Source organism: Kribbella sp. NBC_00359, assembly GCF_036097425.1.
GTDB lineage: Bacteria > Actinomycetota > Actinomycetes > Propionibacteriales > Kribbellaceae > Kribbella.
In genome coordinates this window covers 2,729,690-2,749,320 of record NZ_CP107975.1, presented here as the reverse complement: position 1 = coordinate 2,749,320, position 19,631 = coordinate 2,729,690, and the positions used below count along the sequence as shown (strand labels likewise).

Here is a 19,631-nt window from a genome sequence, read left to right as displayed (position 1 = left end):
CGATCGGGCGGCGTTGGTTATCCAGTTCTCCTCTCCAGAGCCGTGTGATGTTTCCCCTTGTGGATAAGGGCTTTCGGCGCCTCGATGGAGTTGCCGCTGCCTTATGGCGGTGCGTAGAATCGCACACATGTTCGAAGGAGACCTGGAGTCGCTGTCGACGGCCGACCTACTGGAATCGGCCGCCGAACACCGCGCCGAGGCCAACCGATCCGACGCCCGCCTCCTCGAACACGCCCTGATCTACGCCGACCGCCACCACCCCTCCGCCCACACTGCCCACCCGGGCCACCCCGCCCACCGCGACCACCCAGGCAACTTGACCCACCCGGACCACTCCGCCCACCCGGACCACTCCGCCCACCCGGACCACTCAGGCCAGCCGGGCAACTTGACCAACGCGGCCCACTCCGCCCACCCGGACCACTCAGGCCAGCCGGGCAACTTGACCAACCCGGCCCACCCGGGCGGCCCGGGCCGGCGTGCCTGCGACGGGCGGGAGCGGGCGGTGGTGCTGGGTGGTGACGGCTGCCCGGAGATCCTGGAGTTCGCGATCGCCGAGTTCGCGGTGATGCTCGGCATCTCCCCGCGGGTCGCCGCCGACTACCTCGGCCAAGCCCTGGCGCTGCGGCACCGGTTCCCCTTCACCTGGGCCAGGGTCCTGGCCGGCGACGCGACCCCGTGGAAGGCGTGCCGGATCGTCGCCGACTGCGCGAAGCTGTCCGAGGAGGCCGCCGCCTACGTCGACCAGCGGGTCGCGCGACTGGTGGACTCGATCACGCCGTACCGGCTGGACAAGATCGTCAAGGCCGCCAAGCTGCACGCCGAACCCGACCTGGCCAGGGTCGAGGCCGCCGAGCAGGCCCGCGAACGCGGCGTGTTCGTCGGCCGCTCCAACCAGCACGGCACCAAGACGATGTACATCAAGGCCTCCTGCGGAGCGGTGATCCGCCACGACGCGACCATCGCCGACATCGCCGAGGCCCTGAAGACCTTCGGCGACACCCGCCCAGTCCAGCACCGCCGCGCCGACGCGGTCGGCATCATCGCCGACCCCCGCTTCACCGAAGAACTCCTCACCCAAGCCCGCCACCACCGCCTCCACACCCCAGCCGCCGCCGGCACCCCAGTCACCACCGACGCCCCCGCCACCACCGACGCCCCAGTCACCACGGGCGCCCCAGACGCCGCGCTGACCTCCACCGCTCCGGACACTGCGCCGACCGCCGGCACCCCGAGTCCCACCGTGCCGACCGCCGCAACGACGGACACCATCGAACCGAACGCCGCTCCGCGCATCCTGGCTCTGGACATCACCGTGCCGGACCCCTCCGCCTCGGGTATCACCACTCCGGACCTTGAGCACCCTGAGGCTGACAACCATGGCCGTCACACAACCAGCCACGACACCAGCCCGGCTGGAGGTCTGACCGACCACCTCGCCGAACCCGGCCACCTCATCGCCCCGACCCCGCCGGTCGAGTCCGACGTACGAGGAAGCGCTGTCGCCGACCCCGGGACGAGATCCGTTGCGTGGCGGTGCGATGCGGACCTCCTCGATGACCGAGCGGACGATTGGACCGAGCCGGGGCAGGACGACGAGGCCGACCGCGACGCACCCCACCCGAGCGTCAGCGACCTGCCTGACCCCCTCGACACCCCAGACACCGTGCCGATCCAGGCGTTCGACCCATTTGATCCCGGCCTGCGCATCGATCCCGACGGCGGCGAGCCCCTGGACGCCGCCGCCCAACGAGCCCTGCACGCCCGCCTGGCCAAGATCAAACTCGACGCCTACACCCACCCCAACACTCCAACCGGCACCAACCGCATGGGCGCGGCCAGCGGCAGTGGACGGCGACGCCCTGGCCAGACCGAGATCTACGTTCACCTCACCGACCACACCCTCGCCACCGGCACCGGCGTACTGCGCGCCGAAGCCATCGGCCCCTTGCTCGCCGACCAACTGGCCGAACTCATCGGGCACGGCCCCTACAGCGTCAAGCCCGTCATCGACCTCAACGACGCCGTCAGCGTCGACGCCTACGAAATCCCCGACCGGATCCGCGAACGCGTCAAACTCACCCACCCCGTCGAACTCTTCCCCTTCGGCACCCAAGAAACCCACCACGCCATGGACCTCGACCACATCCAGCCCTACGACCCCCTCGGCCCACCAGGCCAAACCAACACCACCAACCTCGCACCGCTGGGACGCTTCGGCCACCGGGTCAAGACCCACGCCCACGGCTGGACCGTCCATCGCCTCGACTACAAGACTCTGGAATGGACCACACCCCACGGCTTCGTCTTCCGTGTCACTCCTACTGGCACTTTCAAGGCGACGTCAACAGCACGACCGCAAGAGCCGGCTCCGCGTGCAGCTCCGCCAGACTGGTCGACAGAACTGTCGGAGGCCGCGGATACGGTCCGATTGTGGACACCCAGCCCGCGCTCGACGTCGTACTGACCGACGAGCCGGCCGATGCCGACGTCGCCGTGGTCGCGGATTCGCTGGACGAGTTCAACCTTAGCGCGAGCGGGGTTCAGGATCGGCGGGCACTGGCTGTGTTCGTGAAGGACCCCTCGACCGGGCAGACCCTTGGCGGGTTGACCGGCCGGACCTCGCTGGGGTTGTGGTTCGTCGACCTGCTCTACCTGCCGGATTCGCTGCGCGGGTCGGGCCTCGGGAGCAGGATCCTTCAGCAGGCAGAAGCCGAGGCCCGGCACCGGGGCTGTGTCAGCGGCGTCGTCTACACGATCAACTTCCAGGCGCCCGACTTCTACAAACGCCACGGGTGGACCGAGTTCGGGCGGATCCCGAGCGAGGCCGGTGTCAGCCGGATCTTCCTCAGTAAGAGGCTCGGCTAGAGGAATCGCTGCGGGAGTTTGGGGTGGCGGTTGACGTCTTTGTAGAGGAGGTAGCGGAAGCGGCCCGGGCCGCCGGCGTAGCAGGCCTGGGGACAGAAGGCGCGGAGCCACATGAAGTCGCCCTCCTGGACCTCGACCCAGTCCTTGTTGAGGAGATAGACCGCCTTGCCTTCGAGGACGTAGAGGCCGTGTTCCATCACGTGCGTCTCCGGGAACGGGATCACCCCGCCCGGCTCGAAGCTGACGATGTTGACATGCATGTCATGTCGGACGTCGTCCGGATCGGCGAACCGTTGCGTCTTCCATCGACCCTCGGTGCCCGGCATCTCGCGACCCTCGACGTCGGCCTCGTTGGTGACGAAGGCCGGCGGTACGTCGATGCCCTCGATCCGCTCGTACGCCTTCCGAACCAGGTGGAAGGTCGCGGTCGCGTCAGTCGTGTTCCGCAGCGTCCAGTCGCCACCCGGCGGCAGGTACGCGTACCCACCCGGCGCCAGCGCGTGCTTCTCGCCGGCGACCGTGAGTACCAAGTTGCCTTCGACAACGAACAGGACGGCCTCGGCAGCCGGGTCGGTCTCCGGCTTGTCGCTGCCGCCGCCCGGCGCGACCTCGACGATGTACTGCGAGAACGTCTCGGCGAACCCGGACAGCGGCCGGGCGATCACCCACAGCCGGGTGCCGTCCCAGAACGGGAGCCGGCTGGTGACGATGTCGCGCATCGTCCCGCGCGGAAGGACGGCGTACGCCTCGGTGAAGACCGCGCGGTCGGTGGTGAGGTCGGTCTGCGCAGGCAGTCCACCCTTCGGGGCGTAGTAGGTCATCGTTGTGCTCCTCGGGTCAGCAGGCCGCCACGCGGGGCTGCCTCGATGTCGACGGGGTGGCCGCGGAGCCAGGTGCTCCGGACGACGCCGTCGAGCGTGCGTCCGTCGTACGGCGTGATGGCGTTCTTGTGCTGCAGGGACTTCGCCTCGACGACGAAGGTGTCGTCGGGGGCGAGGACGCAGAAGTCGGCGTCGTAGCCGACCTCGATCCGGCCTTTGCTCTTCAGTCCTACCTGCGCGGCCGGAGCGGCGGACATCCAGCGGGCGACGTCAACCAGGGTGAAGCCGCGGCGGCGGGCCTCGGTCCAGACGGCCGGCAGGCCGAGTTGCAGGGAGGCGATACCGCCCCAGGCGGTGCCGAAGTCGCCGGTGTCGAGGTGTTTGAGGTCGACCGTCGACGGCGAGTGGTCGGAGACGATCATGTCGATCGTGCCGTCGCGGAGCCCCTCCCAGAGCATCTCACGGTTGGCGGCTTCGCGGATCGGGGGGCAGCACTTGTACTGCGTGGCGCCGTCGGGGATGTCCTCGGCGCTGAAGGTCAGGTAATGCGGGCAGGTCTCCGCGGTGATGCGTACGCCGGTGTCGCGGGCTCTGGCGATCCTCGGCGGGATGTCGGCGCTCGAGACGTGCAGGATGTGGACGCGGCAGCCTGACCGGCGCGCGAGCTCGATGACCTCGACGACGGCGGCGTTCTCGGCCACGCGCGGGCGGGAGCGCAGGAACGCGGGATAGCTGGCGCCGTCGGGCGGCGGGGCCTCGTCGATCCGATGCGCATCCTCGGCGTGCACGATCAGCAACCCGTCGAACTCGCCGATCTCGGCCATCGCGGCCTCGAGCTGGCTCTGGTCCAGCGGCGGGAACTCGTCGACGCCCGAGTGCAGCATGAAGCACTTGAAGCCGAAGACGCCGGCCTCGTGGAGTGGGCGGAGCTCCGGGACGTTGTCCGGGATCGCGCCGCCCCAGAAGCCGATGTCGACGTACGCCTGAGGCTGCGCGGTCTTGCGCTTCAGCTCGAGCGCCGGGAGGTCGCAAGTCGGCGGGATGCTGTTGAGCGGCATGTCGATGATCGTGGTGACGCCGCCCGCTGCGGCTGCTCGCGTCGCGCTGGTGAAGCCTTCCCACTCGGTCCGACCGGGGTCGTTGACGTGGACGTGGGAGTCCACGAGACCGGGTAGCAGCACCTCGTCGTCGGCCAGCTCTACGTGCCGCTCGGCCGCGAGATCGGCGTCGTACGGCGCGATCGCGACGATCCGCCCGTCACGGACCCCCACGGCACAGGCCGTCTCCCCCACGGCACGCACCACCCGGCGGGCCCGGATCAGAAGGTCCAGCGCGCTCATGCGATGCCCCTCTCACTTGCAGTCATCGTAGGTGCTCCCTCGCGATCCACTCCCCAACCCGCTCCAGCAATGGCGCGGGCTCAGCAATACACCGCTGTACGTCGGGCTCCAGGTCGGTGAGCGCGTACGCCGCAACCACGCCAGCCGCCCGCAGCTGCTCACGGTCCAACCGGTTGACCCCACACACCGCAACCACCGGGATCCCAGGAGCTGCCGGGGAGCCAGAGGCGCCAGGTGCCCCGCCCGAGCCGGGCGCGGAGCGGCGTGTCTCCGCCGAGCCGGGTGCTCCGGCCGAGCCGGGTGCTCCCGCCGAGCCGGGTACTCCGGCCGAGCTGGGTGCTCGGGCGGGTGCTCTCGCGGCGGCTGCGGCTATGCCGGCTACGGCTTTGCCGTGCAGGGTTTGCTCGTCGAGGGCGCCTTCGCCGGTGATCACCAGGTCTGCGCCGGCGAGCTGCTCGTCGAAGCCGACCAGCTCCAGCACCAGCTCAATCCCCGGGCGGAGGTCGGCGTCCAGGAGTGCGAGTGCGGCGAACCCCACCCCACCTGCTGCTCCAGCGCCCGGCGCGTCGCGCAGGTCGCGGCCGGTCTCGCGGGCGACGAGGTCGGCCCAGCGGGTGAGCGCGGCGTCGAGATCGGCTACCTGCTCGGGGGTGGCGCCTTTCTGTGGACCGTAGACGGCCGCGGCACCCTTCGGTCCGGTCAGCGGGTTGTCGACGTCGCACGCGACGACGATCTCCACTCCGCGAAGCCGTTGGCGGAGTGCGGGCAGGTCGAGAGACTCGGTCCTGGTGAGGGCGTGGACCAGGCCGGCGCCGCCGTCAGTAGAGGCGCTGCCACCGATGCCGAGGATCACCTTGCTGCAGCCTGCATCGATGGCGGCCGCGATCAGCTCGCCGGTGCCGTAGGAGGTCGCGGACATCGGAGCCGGCCGGCCGCCGGGAAGCCGGACCAGGCCGGAGACATCGGCCAGCTCGACGACGGCGACATCACCACGACCGCTGGAGCCACCGCGCGCCGCATCTCCACCGACACCGCCTTCGGGTGAAGCACCACGGTCGGGTGAAGCACCACGGTCGGGTGAAGCACCACGGTCGAGCGGAGCACCGCGGTCGAGTGGACCGCCGCGGTCGGGCGGAGCGCCGCGGTCGGCGGATGCGCGGCGGCGGGCGTAGGCGGTGTGGACTGGTTCGCCGGTGGGGCCGGTCGCAGTGACCGGCACCAACTGGAAGCCGGCGGCGACGGCGGCGGCCAAGGTGCCGTCGCCGCCGTCGGCTACTGGGATCGCGACCACGGTGGCGTCAGGGCGGACTCGCCGTACGCCCGCATCGACCGCGGCGGCGACCTCCGCGCTGGTCAGCGTGCCCTTGAACTTGTCGGAGGCAACGACCACCCGAGGCCCTGGGAGCGAAGGCATCAGTCGAGCAGCGCCAGGGCGGTGGGCGCGTCCTCGGGGACCTCGGCGAGGTCCTCGAACTCGGTGATGTTGTCGATCTCGAGGCCCATCGAGACATTGGTGATGCGTTCGAGGATGATCTCGACAACGATCGGGACCTGGTGTTCGACCATCAGCTTCTTCGCCTGCTCGAGGGCGGGGAGGATGCCTTCGGGCTCGAAGACGCGGAGGGCCTTGCAGCCCAGGCCTTCGGCGACCTTGACGTGGTCGACGCCATAGCCGTTGAGTTCCGGGCTGTTGATGTTCTCGAACGAGAGTTGCACGCAGAAGTCCATGTCGAACCCGCGCTGCGCCTGCCGGATCAACCCCAGGTACGAGTTGTTCACCACCACGTGGATGTACGGGATGTTGAACTGTGCCCCGACCGCCAACTCCTCGATCAGGAACTGGAAGTCGTAGTCACCCGACAACGCCACCACCGTGCTGTCCGGATCGGCGACCGCGACCCCAAGCGTGGCCGGCACGGTCCACCCGAGCGGCCCGGCCTGGCCGGCGTTGATCCAGTGCCGCGGCCGGTAGACGTGCAGCATCTGCGCCGCCTGGATCTGCGACAACCCGATCGTGCTGACATACCGGACCTCGGGTCCGAACGCCCGGTTCATCTCCTCGTAGACGCGCTGCGGCTTGATCGGCACCACGTCGAAGTGCGTCTTGCGCTGCAGCACGGTACGGCGCTTCAAGCATTCCGCCGCCCACACGGAACGGTCCGGCAGCTTGCCCGCGGCGGCCCACTCTCGCCCGACCTCGACGAACACTTCCAGCGCGGCGCGAGCATCGGACACGACGCCGTAGTCCGGCGCGAACACCCGCCCGATCTGCGTCGGCTCGATGTCGACGTGGATGAACTTCCGCTGGCCCTGGTAAACCTCGAGGCCGCCGGTGTGCCGGTTCGCCCAGCGGTTGCCGATGCCGAGCACCAGATCGGAGGTCAGCAGGGTCGCGTTGCCGTAGCGGTGCGACGTCTGCAGCCCCACCATCCCGGCCATCAGCGGGTGGTCGTCCGGCAGCACGCCCCAACCCATCAACGTCGGTACGACGGGAATCCCGGTCAGCTCGGCGAATTCGACCAGCAGGTCGGCCGCGTCCGCGTTGACGATCCCGCCACCGGCGACGATCAGCGGCTGCTCGGCGGCGGCGAGGAAGGACAGCACCTTCTCGGCCTGCGCCCGGGTCGCGGCCGGGCGTGACACCGGCAGCGGCTCGTAGGTGTCGATGTCGAACTCGATCTGCGTCTGCTGCACGTCCACCGGCAGGTCGATCAGCACCGGCCCCGGCCGGCCCTCACGCATCACCTGGAACGCCTTCTGGAACGTCCCCGGCACCTGCGCCGCTTCCATCACCGTGACGGCCCACTTGGTGACGGGCTTGGCGATCGACGCGATGTCGACGGCCTGGAAGTCCTCCTTGTGCAGCTTGGCGACCGGCGCCTGGCCGGTGATGCACAGGATCGGGATCGAGTCTGCCGACGCGGAGTAGAGGCCGGTGATCATGTCGGTCCCGGCGGGTCCCGACGTACCGACGCAGATGCCGATGTTGCCGGCCTTGGCCCGGGTGTAGCCCTCGGCCATGTGCGAGGCGCCCTCGACGTGACGGGCCAGCACATGCTTGATCCCGCCGTGGTTCTTCATCGCGCTGTAGAAGGGGTTGATCGCGGCACCGGGCAGCCCGAACGCCTGCGTGGAACCTTCCTTCTCCAGGATCAGGACCGCGGCGTCGACCGCGCGCATCCGGGTCATCAGCCGATCTCCTTTCCGGACAGGCGCTCGACGCCACGCAGGAGCGCGGAGTGGTCGAGACCGCCGTCGCCGTTCACCCGAGCGGATGCGACCAGTTGCGCCACCAGCGCACCGAGCGGTACGACGACACCCGCCTCACGCGCGGCCGCCGTGACGATGCCCATGTCCTTGTGGTGCAGGTCGATCCGGAACCCGGGCTGGAAGGAGCGCGACAGCATGTTCTCCTTCTTCTGGTTCAGTACGGCGGAACCGGCCAGCCCGCCACCTAGGACTTCCAGGGCCGCCTTGGTGTCGACGCCGTACGCCTCCAGGAAGATGACGGCCTCGGCCACGGCCTGGATGTTGGCGGCGACGATCAGCTGGTTGGCGGCCTTGACCGTCTGGCCCGAGCCGCTCGGGCCGACGTGGACGACGGTCTTGCCGACGACGTCGAACAGCGGCTTGGCGGCGGCGAAGTCGTCGGCCTCGCCGCCGACCATGATCGACAGCGCGGCGTTCTTCGCGCCCGCCTCACCACCGGAGACCGGGGCGTCGAGCAGCCGGAAGCCGAGCGCCCGTGCCTGCTCGGCAAGCTGCTGCGTGACGTCGGGCCGGATGCTGGAGAAGTCGATGATCAGCGTGCCGGTCTCGGCCTGCTGGAAGACACCGTCCTCTCCTTCGAGGACGGCCTGGACGTCGGGCGAGTCCGGCACCATCACGCAGATCACGTCCGCGCCCTTGACCGCGTCGGCGATCGAGCCGGCGGCCCGGCCGCCGGCGTCGACGAGGGTCTGGGCCCGCTCCGGGCTGCGGTCGAGCCCGGCCACGGTGTGACCGGCGTTGGCGAGGTGAACGGCCATCGGGTTCCCCATGATGCCGAGGCCGATGAAGGCGATGTTCGTCATGTCAGTCTCCTGGTCAGCGGCGCTCGTACGGGAGCCACGCGAAGCTTTCGTCGGTGGTGGTGGACGGCTTGTACTCGAGCCCGACCCAGCCGTCGTACCCCTGCGCCGCGAGGGCGCTGAGCTGCTGGTCGAGCGGGAGGGTGCCGGTGCCGGGCTCGTTGCGGCCCGGTGCGTCGGCGATCTGCACGTGCGCGACCCGGTCGGTGTGCTCCGCGATCACCCGGTCGACGTCGTCGCCGTTGACCGCGAGGTGGTAGAGGTCCGCGAGCAGGCCGAGGTTCGGTACGTCGTACGCCGCCTGGACGCGATCGATCACGGCCAGGGCGTCGGCCGCGGTCCGCAGCGGGTACCGGTCCGCACCGCTGACCGGCTCGACCAGCACAGTGGCGCCGATCCGGGCGGCCGCGCGGGCGGCGAGGGCGAGGTTCTCGACCGCGAGCTCGTCCTGCTCGGCCTCGGTGTGAGCGTCGTCCCGGTTGCCGTAGAGGGCGTTGAATCCCTGGGCGCCGAGCCGCTCGCCGATCCCGACGGTGACCTCGACGTTGTCCCGGAACTCGCTCGACCGTTTCGGCCAGGACACCAGGCCGCGGTCGCCGCCCGGCATGTCGCCGGCGAAGAAGTTGAGGCCGGTCAACTGGACGCCGGCGTCCGCGATCGCGGTGACGAACGCCTCGACCTGCCGGTCCGGCGGCACCGCCTCGACGAAGGGCCACCAGAACTCGACGGCGCTGAAACCGGCGCGCCGGGCGGCCGCGGGCCGCTCCAGCAGGGGCAGCTCGGTGAACAGCAGCGAGCAGTTCACCGTGTGGCGCAGTGGGTGGCTCATGGCAACTCCATGTTTTCCGTATTGCGGAAGTCAAATTCTGTTCTGCGAAATGACCATAAGGCGGTCGTGTCGAGACCGTCAAGCGCCCGGCCAAGCCGGCCGCTAGCGCTGTCTCGCGTACGGGCGCGCGTTGTACGTTCCTCTAAGACCAGGCCGAGAGGAGGTATGTCGTGCTCCTGTCAGAACTGCTGGACGCGCCGGAGCTCGGGCTCCGCCTCCTGCACTCCGCCGGCGGTGCGCTCGACCGTCCGACCGGTCGCCTGGTGACCACTGATCTGCTCGAACCCGGCCGCTACCTGAACGGCGGCGAGGTCGTCCTCACCGGCCTGGTCTGGCGCCGGCGCCCGGCGGACAGCGAACTGTTCGTCGCCTCGATGGCCGGCCGGGGTGCCGCCACGATCCTGGCGGGCAAGGCGTTACTGGGCGAAGTCCCGGACGACCTGCTCGCGGCCTGCCGCCGGCACGAGGTCACCCTGATCGAGGTACCGATCGAGATCGCGTTCGCGGACGTGACCGAGTACGTCGCCGCGGCAGGGTCGGCCGAGACCGGAGCCCGCCTCTCCGCGAGTCTGGTCCGGCAGCGCCAGCTGCTGTCGTCGATCGCGGCCGGCCGCAGCCTCGACGAGCTCGCGGCCCGGATCTCCGCCGAGATCGGCCACGACTGCCGCGTGCTCACGTCCACCGGGCGGCACGTCGTACCCGGGCCGGGTGAGCTGGACGCCGAGACGCTCGACGTGGTCACGCGGCGGTTCCTGACCGCCGATCGCACACCGGCGGTGGCCGAGGCCGGCGGTGCGTCGTACAGCCTGTTCCCGGTGGGATCGGGGCTCGGCAATCGGCTCACGGCTTGGGTGCTGGTCATCGAAGGGGACCACACGCAGTGGTCCCACGATCATGTCGAGGCCGTGCACGAGTTGTGCGCGATCGCTGCGCTGGACCGGGCGAGGCGCGACGAAGGGCGACGGGCACTGCGGCCGCTGGTGGCGGATGCGCTGGCGTTGGTCGAGTCCGGGGCGCCGCATGCGGAGGTCGCCGTACGGCTGCGGCAGGCCGGATCCCACGCGGAGCGGCCGATGGTCGTCGCGGTGGCCGAACTGCGGGACGACGGACCGAGTGAGGTGGCGCTCAGCCTGTTCGAGGACGTCGCTCTCACCGTGGGTCCGGCCGTGGTCGCGCCTGGCCGCGACGGCTTGCTGGTCGGGTTCCTGCCGTTCGTACCGGGGTTGCCAGAGCAGATGCGGCGGGCGTTCGGGCGGCTTGCTCCCGGGCTCGTCCGGGCTCGGCTCGCGGTCGGCATCAGCGGCGAGACCACCATCGACGCGCTGGCAGGCGCGCTCGAGGAGGCTCGCTTCGCACAGCGCGCGGCCGGGGCCGGACGAGCGCCGGTGTCGGTGGTCACCTCCGACGAGGTCGCATCGCATGTGCTCCTGCTCGCCACGCTGCCCGACGACGTACGGCGTACCTACACGCACCGGGTCCTCGGTCCGGTGCTCGAGCACGATCGCCGGACGCATGCCGACCTGCTCGCGACGCTCCAGGAGTTCCTCGCCTGCTCGTGCTCCTGGTCGCGTACGGCGGAGTCGCTGCACCTGCACGTCAACACGGTTCGCTACCGGATCGAACGCGTGGAGCAACTGACCGGACGCGATCTGTCGCGGCTCGAGGACCGGGTCGACGTGTTCCTGGCCCTGAAATCACTGTGATTGTGTGATCCTCCAAAGGCGGGTGTTCATCAGCGGTTCAACTTCGGAGGTTCATCGGGTGCAATCCCGGCCGCGGTGAGCAGATGCTGGCGTGCAGGTCAAACCTGCCGACGCCAAGGAGCGTGTCCCGATGAAGGCCACCCTGCGACCGAGCCGCCGTGCCAGCCGCCACCCCGTCGACGAGGTCCTGCCGGTCGGCAAGCTCGCGGTGTACGGCACGCAGCACGTCCTCGCGTTCTACGCCGGCGCAGTGATCGTGCCGATCCTGCTGGCGAACTCGATCGGGCTCACCACCCAGCAACTCATCCACCTGATCAACGCCGACCTGTTCACCTGCGGCATCGCCTCGATCATCCAGTCCGTCGGGTTCTGGAAGGTCGGCGTCCGGTTGCCGCTGCTGCAGGGCGTGACGTTCACGGCGGTGTCGCCGATGATCGCGATCGGCCTGGCCGCGGGCGGCGGCACGAACGGCCTGCTGGTGATCTACGGCGCCGTACTGGTCGCCGGTCTGGCCACCTTCTTCATCGCACCGTTCTTCAGCAAGCTGATCCGGTTCTTCCCGCCGGTGGTGACCGGATCGGTGATCACGATCATCGGCCTGGCGCTGCTGCCGGTGGCGGCCGGGGACGCGGTCGGCGGCGCAGGCCCGGAGGCCGACCCGACCAGCGGGAAGAACCTGGCCTACGCGCTCGGGACGCTCGGCCTGATCGTGCTGATCCAGCGGGTCTTCAAGGGCTTCATGGCGACGATCGCCGTCCTGGTCGGCCTGGTCGCCGGCACGATGGTCGCGTGGGCCTTCGGCGACGCCCACTTCGGCGCGGTCGCCGACTCGGCCTGGGTCGGCGTCACCCAGCCGTTCTACTTCGGCTGGCCGAAGTTCTCGATCGCGGCGATCATCTCGATGGTCGTGGTCATGCTGATCACCGCGGTCGAGACGACGGGTGACGTCTTCGCGACCGGCGAGATCGTGGAGAAGCGGATCGGCCGCAACGACATCGCCCGTGCGCTGCGGGCCGACGGCCTGGCCACCACGATCGGCGGTGTCTTCAACTCCTTCCCCTACACGTGTTTCGCGGAGAACGTCGGACTCGTCCGGCTGACCCGGGTCCGCAGCCGCTGGGTGGTCGCCGCGGCCGGCGGGATCATGATCCTGATCGGCCTGGTGCCGAAGGCGGGCGCGGTCGTCGCGGGCATCCCCCACCCGGTACTGGGCGGCGCGGCGCTGGCCATGTTCGCGACCGTGGCCGTCGTCGGCTTCCAGACCCTGGCCAAGGTCGACTTCCACGATCACCGCAATGTCGTCATCGTGGCGACCAGTGTCGGCCTGGCGATGTACGTCACCGCGCAGCCGCAGGTCGCGCAGGCGGTCCCGGGCTGGGCCGAGATCATCTTCGGCAGCGGCATCACGCTGGGCAGCCTGACCGCGATCGGCCTGAACATCCTGTTCCACCACGTCGGCAAGGACTACGGACCCGCGGTCGCCGGCCAACCGGGCGACTCGATCCGGCTGGACCAGGTGAACAAGATGAGCCGCGACGAATTCGTCGAGACCTTCGCCGGCCTGTTCCAGGGGCCGCGCTGGGCGGTCGAGCGGGCCTGGGACATGCGGCCCTTCGCCGACACCCACGCGCTGCGCCGGTCCTTCCAGGAGGCGCTGTTCTCCGGCTCGCACGACGAGCAGCGGCAGCTGATCGAGGCGTACCCGCAGCTCGGCTCGCAGTTCGTCGCCGACGGTCTCAGCGGCGAGGCTTCGCTGCGGGACCAGTCGGACAAGGGCCTGACCTTCCTGGCCGATCCGGACCGGGACGAGCTGGCCACGATCACCGAGGCGTACCGCGAGCGGTTCGGCTTCCCGCTGGTCATCTCGGTCCGGGACGCTGACTCGTTCGACCGGATCGTCGAGCAGGGCCGGGAGCGGCTCGGCAACTGCGAGAACCAGGAGCACGCCGCCGCGCTGCTCGAGATCGCGAAGATCGCCGGATACCGGTTCGACGACTTCCTCTCCGACGCCAACCCGATTCATAGTGCAAGAACACGCTGGAGCAGTAACCGATGACAACACAGGCACTCCGAGCACCTGCGGTGAAGGTGAACGGCGAGGACACCGCGATCGGCGATGTCGCCGTCCACACCACCGTGCTGGACTGGCTCCGCGACCGAGGCCTTACGGGAGCCAAGGAAGGTTGTGCCGAAGGCGAATGCGGCGCCTGTTCGGTCCTGGTGGCCCGGCCCGGCATCGACACCCAGACCGAGTGGACCGCGGTGAACGCCTGCCTGCTGCCGATCGGCTCCCTGGACGGTCAGGAGATCGTCACGTCGGAAGGGCTGGGATCGCCGGCGGCACTGCACCCGGTGCAGGAGGAGATGGCCGTCCGCGGTGGATCGCAGTGCGGCTACTGCACCCCGGGCTTCATCTGCAGCATGGCGGCCGAGTACTACCGCCCCGGGCGTACGGCGTCCGCCCACCTCGATCACGAGCACGGTCCGAACGGCTTCGACCTGCATTCGCTCAGCGGGAACCTGTGCCGGTGCACCGGTTACCGGCCGATCCGGGACGCGGCGTACGCACTCGGTGACCCGACCGAGAACGACGCGCTCGCCGTACGCCGGGACTCGGCGCCGCCTCCGGCCGCGGCCACCGGGATGGTGAAGGGTGAGGCGGAGTTCGTCCGGCCCGGATCGCTCGACGACGTCCTGGAGTTGCTGGCCGATCGGCCCGAGGCGCAGGTCGTGGCGGGGTCGACCGATCTCGGTGTGCAGGTGAACATCTTCGGCTCCCGCCCGCCACTGACCGTCGCGATCGACCGGCTGGCCGAGCTACGCGAGTTCTCCTTCGGGCCGGACGAGGTCCGGCTGGGCGCCGCGCTCACATTGACGGAGATCGAGCGGCGGCTGGCCGGACGGGTACCGCTGCTCGCCGAGATGTTCCCGCAGTTCGCGTCCCGGCTGATCCGGAACGGCGCGACCATCGGCGGCAACCTGGGCACCGGTTCGCCGATCGGCGACACCCCGCCCGCACTGCTCGCCCTGGATGCGTCGATCGTCCTGGCCTCGCGCCGAGGCGAGCGAGTGGTCGCGCTCGCGGACTACTTCACCGGCTACCGGGAGACGCTGAAGGCGCCCGACGAGCTGATCAAGACGATCGTGTTTCCGCTGCCGCTCGAGCCACTGACCGCGTTCCACAAGATCGCCAAGCGGCGCTTCGACGACATCTCGAGCGTCGCCATCGGGTACGCCGTCGACGTGGTGGACGGCGTCGTACGGCAGGCCCGGATCGGAATCGGCGGCGCCGCGGCCACACCACTGCGGGCGCGAGCCACGGAGGCGGCACTCATCGGTCGACCGTGGACCGAGCGGACGGCCCGGGAGGCAGCCGCGGTGATGGCTGCCGAGGGTACGCCGATGGACGACCACCGCGCGAGTGCGTCGTACCGCTCGGCGATGCTCGGCCAGTCGCTGCTCCGGTTCTACTTTGCTGACGAGGGGGCCAGCGCATGAGTTCGTTGTCCGAACGGCCCGCGCAGGCGGTGGTCGGCGTACCACTGCCGCATGAGAGTGCCGCGCTGCATGTCACCGGAACGGCGCTCTACACCGACGATCTCGTGCAACGGACCCGCGATGTCCTGCACGCGTGGCCGGTCCAATCGCCGCACACACACGCCCGGATCACGGCCCTCCGGGTGAAGCCGGCGTACGACGTGCCGGGTGTGGTGCGGGTGTTGACGGCGGACGACGTACCCGGGGTGAACGACGCGGGGGTGAAGCACGACGAGCCGTTGTTCCCGGGTGAGGTGATGTTCAACGGGCATGCGGTGTGCTGGGTACTCGGGGAGACGTTGGAGGCCGCGCGACTCGGGGCGCTGGCGGTGGAGGTCGAGTACGAGCCGCTGCCCTCGCTGGTGACGGTGCGCGAGGCGATCGCGGCCAAGAGCTTCCAGGGCATCGGGCGGCACCTGGAGCGAGGCGAGGTGGATGGTGCGCTGGCCGGGGCGGCGCATGTGTTCCGAGGCGAGTTCGAGTTCGCCGGGCAGGAGCACTTCTATCTGGAGACGCATGCGGCGCTGGCACTGGTCGACGAGGGCGGTCAGATCTTCGTGCAGAGCAGCACGCAGCATCCGTCCGAGACGCAGGAGATCGTCGCGCATGTCCTCGGTCTGGCCAGCCATGCGGTGACCGTGCAGTGCCTCCGGATGGGCGGAGGCTTTGGCGGCAAGGAAATGCAGCCGCATGGCTTCGCCGCGATCGCGGCGCTCGGCGCGACGTTGACCGGCCGGCCGGTGCGGTTGCGGCTCAATCGCACGCAGGACATGACGATGTCGGGCAAGCGGCACGGGTTCCACAGCTCGTGGACCGTTGGGTTCGACGTCGCCGGCAGGCTGGTCGCGTTGGACGCGACTTTGACCGCGGACGGCGGGTGGAGCCTCGATCTGTCCGAACCGGTGCTGGCGCGGGCGATGTGCCATATCGACAACGCCTACGAGATTCCTCATATCCGCGTGGACGGGCGGATCGCCCAGACGAACAAGACGTCGCAGACCGCGTTCCGCGGTTTCGGCGGACCGCAGGGCATGCTCGTGATCGAGGACATCCTCGGTCGGTGCGCGCCGCTGCTCGGGTACGACGCCCTGGAGCTGCGCCGGCGAAACTTCTACCAGGTCGGCGACTCGACGCCGTACGGACAGCCGGTGCGGCACGCGGACCGGCTCGAGTCCTGCTGGAGCCAGGTTCTGGACGGTGGAGAGGTTGCCGCCCGGCAGGCTGCCGTCGAGCGGTTCAACGCGGAGCACGCTCATGTGAAGCGGGCGATCGCGATGACGCCGGTGAAGTTCGGCATCTCGTTCAACCTGACCGCGTTCAACCAGGCCGGGGCGCTCGTCCACGTCTACAAGGACGGGTCGGTGCTGATCAACCACGGCGGCACCGAGATGGGCCAGGGCCTGCACACCAAAATGCTGCAGGTCGCGGCGACCACGCTCGGCGTGCCGCTGGCCCGGGTGCGGCTGGCTCCGACCCGGACCGACAAGGTGCCGAACACCTCGGCCACGGCCGCGTCGTCCGGCGCCGATCTCAACGGCGCAGCGATCAAGAACGCCTGTGAGCAGATCCAGGAGCGGCTCGCGCAGGTCGCGGCTGGGCGGCTCGGGATCAGCCCACACGACGTCCGCTTCGTCGACGGCGTCGTACGCGGCCTCTCCGGAGACGGCGTCGAGTGGAACGAGCTCGTCCGCGCTGCCTACCTGCAGCGAGTGCAGTTGTGGGCGGCCGGCTTCTACCGCACCGAGGGACTGCACTGGGACGCGAACGCCATGCACGGCGAGCCGTTCAAGTACTTCGCGTACGGCGTTGCCGCGGCCGAGGTGGAGGTGGACGGGTTCACCGGTGCCTACACGCTGCGGCGGGTCGACATCGTGCACGACGTGGGCGACAGCCTGAGCCCGTTGATCGACATCGGCCAGATCGAGGGCGGGTTCGTTCAGGGGACGGGCTGGTTGACGCTCGAGGATCTGCGCTGGGACGAGAGCGACGGGGATCGACGCGGACGGCTCGCGACGCAGGCGGCCAGCACCTACAAGCTGCCGAGCTTCTCCGAGATGCCGGAGGTCTTCAACGTCCGGCTGCTGGAGAAGGCCCACGAGGATGGCGCGGTCTACGGCTCCAAGGCGGTTGGTGAGCCGCCACTGATGCTGGCCTTTGCCGTCCGGGAGGCCCTGCGCCAGGCCGCGGCCGCGTTCGGTCCTGCCGGGACTAGCGTCGACCTCCCGTCGCCTGCCACACCGGAGGCGGTCTATTGGGCGCTGGATCGCGCACGGGGTGGTGACTCATGGAGTGGATGAAGGCTGTCCAGCAGCTGCGCGCCGGGCGCCGACCGGGCGTGCTGGTCACGGTGATGTCTGTCCGTGGACACGCGCCGCGGGAGGCCGGGGCCAAGATGGTCGTTGCCGCTGACAACGTTTGGTCGACGGTCGGGGGCGGGAACCTGGAGTCGGTGGCCGTCGAGCGCGGCCGGGCGATGATCGCGGACGGCGTGGTCGAGCCTGAAGTGCTCGAGGTCGCGCTGTCGGACAAAGCGCCGTACCAGCATGGTGTTCAGTGTTGCGGCGGCGAGGTGAAGCTGCTGCTCGAGCCGCTGCCGGTGGTGCCGTCGGTGGCGATCTTCGGGATCGGCCATGTCGGGCTCGAGCTCGCACGGATCCTGGCCCGGCACGACATCGAGTTGCATCTGGTCGACTCGCGGCCGGATCAGCTGACCGCGTCGCGGCTCGCGGTGCTCGATGACGCGGTGGCTCAGGTGCACGTCCATCAGGTGCCTTTGCTGCCGGAGCTCGTGGTCGGCGAGTTGCCGCCGGGCACCCACGCGCTGGTGATGACCCACGACCACGCCGAGGACGCCGCGTTGTGCGACGCCGCGATCCGCAACGAGCAGCTCGCCACCATCGGGCTGATCGGTTCGCGGGCGAAGTGGGCCAGGTTCCGCCGCAAGCTCGCCGAGGACGGCAACTCCTCGGAGGCGATCGATCGGATCACGACTCCGATCGGGCTCCCCGATCTGCCCGGCAAGGAACCGGTCGTCATCGCGGTCAGCGTCGCGGCCTGGCTCCTGCAGCAATTCTCCGCCGAGCGGCATCCCGCGTCGGCCCGATCTGCCGAGCGTCGCCCTACGCCGGCTCAGCGTGAGGCGAAGGCATGACCATCTTCCGAGGCACGTTCCTCGACACCCCGGACAACCCGTTCACCGGCGGCAGTCTGCGGGTCGACTCCGACGCCGGCCTGCTGGTCGAGGACGGCGTCATCGTTGCCCGAGGCCCCTTCCTGGAGATCCGGCAGGCGCACCCGGCCGAGCGGGTCGTCGACCTGAGCGGTGGCGTCGTACTGCCTGGTTTCGTGGACACGCACGTGCACTTCCCGCAGATCCGGGCGGTCGGCGGGCTCGGGTTGCCGCTGCTCGAGTGGCTGGATCGGTACGCGCTGCCCGAGGAGGCGCGGATGGCGGACGTCGCCTACGCGACCGGGGTGGCCGGCGAGTTCGTCCGCGGGCTCGCGGCGGCCGGGACGACCTCGGCGCTGGTCTTCGGGGCGCACTACTCCGACGCCGTGGATGCACTCTTCAACGCCGCGTCGAATGTCGGACTGAGGATCACCAGTGGACTGGTCCTGAGTGACCGGCTGCTGCGGCCGGAGCTGCTGACTACGCCGGTCCGCGCGTACGCCGAATCGCTTGCCTTGGCCAACCGTTGGCACGGCGTCGACCGGAACCGGTACGCCGTCACACCTCGCTTCTCGCTGTCCTGCACGGACGACCTGCTCGCGACCTGCCGCGAACTGATGGAGGCCGTCCCGGGCGCGCTGTTCACATCGCACGTCAACGAGAACGAGGCCGAGATCGCGACCGTGGCCGATCTCTTCGGCGGCAGCGACTACGTCACGACGTACGACCGGCACGGACTGGTCGACCGCCGCTGCGTACTCGCCCACAACGTGCACCCGACCGACGTCGAGCTCAAGACGCTCGCCCTCGGTGGCGCGACCGTCGCGCACTGCCCGACCAGCAACGCCGCGCTCGGCAGCGGGCTGTTCCCACTCGGCCGGCATCTTCAGCACGGCGTACGCGTGGCCCTCGGGTCGGACGTCGGCGCCGGCACCGGCTTCTCCCTCCTCAAGGAAGGCCTCCAGGCCTACTTCTGCCAACAGTTGCTCGGTGACCACGGGCTCGCCCTGAGCTCCGCCCACCTGCTGTATCTGGCCACCGCCGCAGGCGCCGAGGCACTCGGCCTCGACGAGGTCGGCCACCTGAGTGTCGGCCAACGCTTCGACGCCCAACTCCTCCGCCCCGCCGACGGCTCTCCCCTCGCCGTAGGCGTCGCCCACGCGAACGACGCCGACGAAACCCTCTCCCGCATCTTCACCCTCGGCACCCCCGCCGACATCCAAGCCGTCTGGATCGACGGCGAACTCCTCCACCACTAGCCAGAATCAGCCTGCCCACCCCGCGAGAGGCGGGG

At 69.7% G+C, this 19,631-nt stretch carries 14 protein-coding genes; 8 read left to right on the top strand and 6 right to left on the bottom strand.

All coding sequences use genetic code 11. The features are described from left to right. The first annotated feature begins 127 nt into the window (after positions 1 to 127). Together OG876_RS13485 and OG876_RS13480 are read left to right on the top strand one after the other, a co-directional pair. Entirely contained in the window at positions 128 to 2,467 is a 2,340-nt protein-coding gene (locus tag OG876_RS13485) for a hypothetical protein (protein ID WP_328525175.1), read from the top strand. Then, positions 2,434 to 2,868 (top strand): GNAT family N-acetyltransferase, encoded by a 435-nt coding sequence (locus OG876_RS13480; RefSeq protein ID WP_328525174.1) that lies wholly within the window; start codon positions 2,434 to 2,436, stop codon positions 2,866 to 2,868. Before OG876_RS13485 ends, OG876_RS13480 begins: the two co-directional genes overlap by 34 nt. On the opposite strand, the gene OG876_RS13475 is transcribed toward OG876_RS13480, so the two are convergent. From OG876_RS13475 to OG876_RS13450, 6 genes are read right to left on the bottom strand one after another with little or no spacing between them, the layout of a single operon-like run. Next, positions 2,865 to 3,689, bottom strand: coding sequence for a bifunctional allantoicase/(S)-ureidoglycine aminohydrolase (locus OG876_RS13475; protein WP_328525173.1), 825 nt, complete (start codon positions 3,687 to 3,689; stop codon positions 2,865 to 2,867). The genes OG876_RS13480 and OG876_RS13475 overlap by 4 nt on opposite strands. Next, positions 3,686 to 5,029: an allantoinase AllB gene (gene allB / locus OG876_RS13470; RefSeq protein ID WP_328525172.1), complete on the bottom strand. Its 1,344-nt coding sequence runs from the start codon at positions 5,027 to 5,029 to the stop codon at positions 3,686 to 3,688. The genes OG876_RS13475 and allB overlap by 4 nt, the downstream gene beginning before the upstream one ends. A gap of 22 nt (positions 5,030 to 5,051) precedes the next feature. After that, positions 5,052 to 6,443, bottom strand: a complete 1,392-nt coding sequence (locus tag OG876_RS13465; protein ID WP_328525171.1) for a glycerate kinase — start codon at positions 6,441 to 6,443, stop codon at positions 5,052 to 5,054. Continuing rightward, complete coding sequence (gene gcl / locus OG876_RS13460) at positions 6,443 to 8,218, bottom strand: glyoxylate carboligase (protein WP_328525170.1); 1,776 nt, start codon at positions 8,216 to 8,218, stop codon at positions 6,443 to 6,445. The genes OG876_RS13465 and gcl overlap by 1 nt, the downstream gene beginning before the upstream one ends. Then, positions 8,218 to 9,102 (bottom strand): 2-hydroxy-3-oxopropionate reductase, encoded by an 885-nt coding sequence (locus OG876_RS13455; protein WP_328525169.1) that lies wholly within the window; start codon positions 9,100 to 9,102, stop codon positions 8,218 to 8,220. The genes gcl and OG876_RS13455 overlap by 1 nt, the downstream gene beginning before the upstream one ends. A gap of 13 nt (positions 9,103 to 9,115) precedes the next feature. Then, entirely contained in the window at positions 9,116 to 9,928 is an 813-nt protein-coding gene (locus tag OG876_RS13450; RefSeq protein WP_328525168.1) for a hydroxypyruvate isomerase family protein, read from the bottom strand. A 170-nt stretch (positions 9,929 to 10,098) separates the two neighbouring features. Here OG876_RS13450 and OG876_RS13445 point away from each other — a divergent pair, with 170 nt between their 5' ends. From OG876_RS13445 to guaD, 6 genes are all read left to right on the top strand, one after another. Then, positions 10,099 to 11,631: a PucR family transcriptional regulator gene (locus OG876_RS13445; RefSeq protein ID WP_328525167.1), complete on the top strand. Its 1,533-nt coding sequence runs from the start codon at positions 10,099 to 10,101 to the stop codon at positions 11,629 to 11,631. A 130-nt stretch (positions 11,632 to 11,761) separates the two neighbouring features. After that, on the top strand, positions 11,762 to 13,687 hold the full coding sequence (gene uraD, locus OG876_RS13440; RefSeq protein ID WP_328525166.1) for a 2-oxo-4-hydroxy-4-carboxy-5-ureidoimidazoline decarboxylase: 1,926 nt from the start codon (positions 11,762 to 11,764) through the stop codon (positions 13,685 to 13,687). Further along, on the top strand, positions 13,684 to 15,129 hold the full coding sequence (locus OG876_RS13435) for a xanthine dehydrogenase small subunit (RefSeq protein WP_328525165.1): 1,446 nt from the start codon (positions 13,684 to 13,686) through the stop codon (positions 15,127 to 15,129). Before uraD ends, OG876_RS13435 begins: the two co-directional genes overlap by 4 nt. After that, complete coding sequence (gene xdhB / locus OG876_RS13430; protein ID WP_328525164.1) at positions 15,126 to 17,465, top strand: xanthine dehydrogenase molybdopterin binding subunit; 2,340 nt, start codon at positions 15,126 to 15,128, stop codon at positions 17,463 to 17,465. Before OG876_RS13435 ends, xdhB begins: the two co-directional genes overlap by 4 nt. Continuing rightward, positions 17,453 to 18,319 (top strand): xanthine dehydrogenase accessory protein XdhC, encoded by an 867-nt coding sequence (gene xdhC, locus OG876_RS13425; RefSeq protein WP_328525163.1) that lies wholly within the window; start codon positions 17,453 to 17,455, stop codon positions 18,317 to 18,319. The genes xdhB and xdhC overlap by 13 nt, the downstream gene beginning before the upstream one ends. Then, positions 18,316 to 19,596 carry a guanine deaminase gene (gene guaD, locus OG876_RS13420; protein ID WP_328525162.1) on the top strand — a complete coding sequence of 427 codons (1,281 nt, stop codon included), beginning with the start codon at positions 18,316 to 18,318 and terminating at the stop codon, positions 19,594 to 19,596. Before xdhC ends, guaD begins: the two co-directional genes overlap by 4 nt. Positions 19,597 to 19,631: the final 35 nt, after the last annotated feature.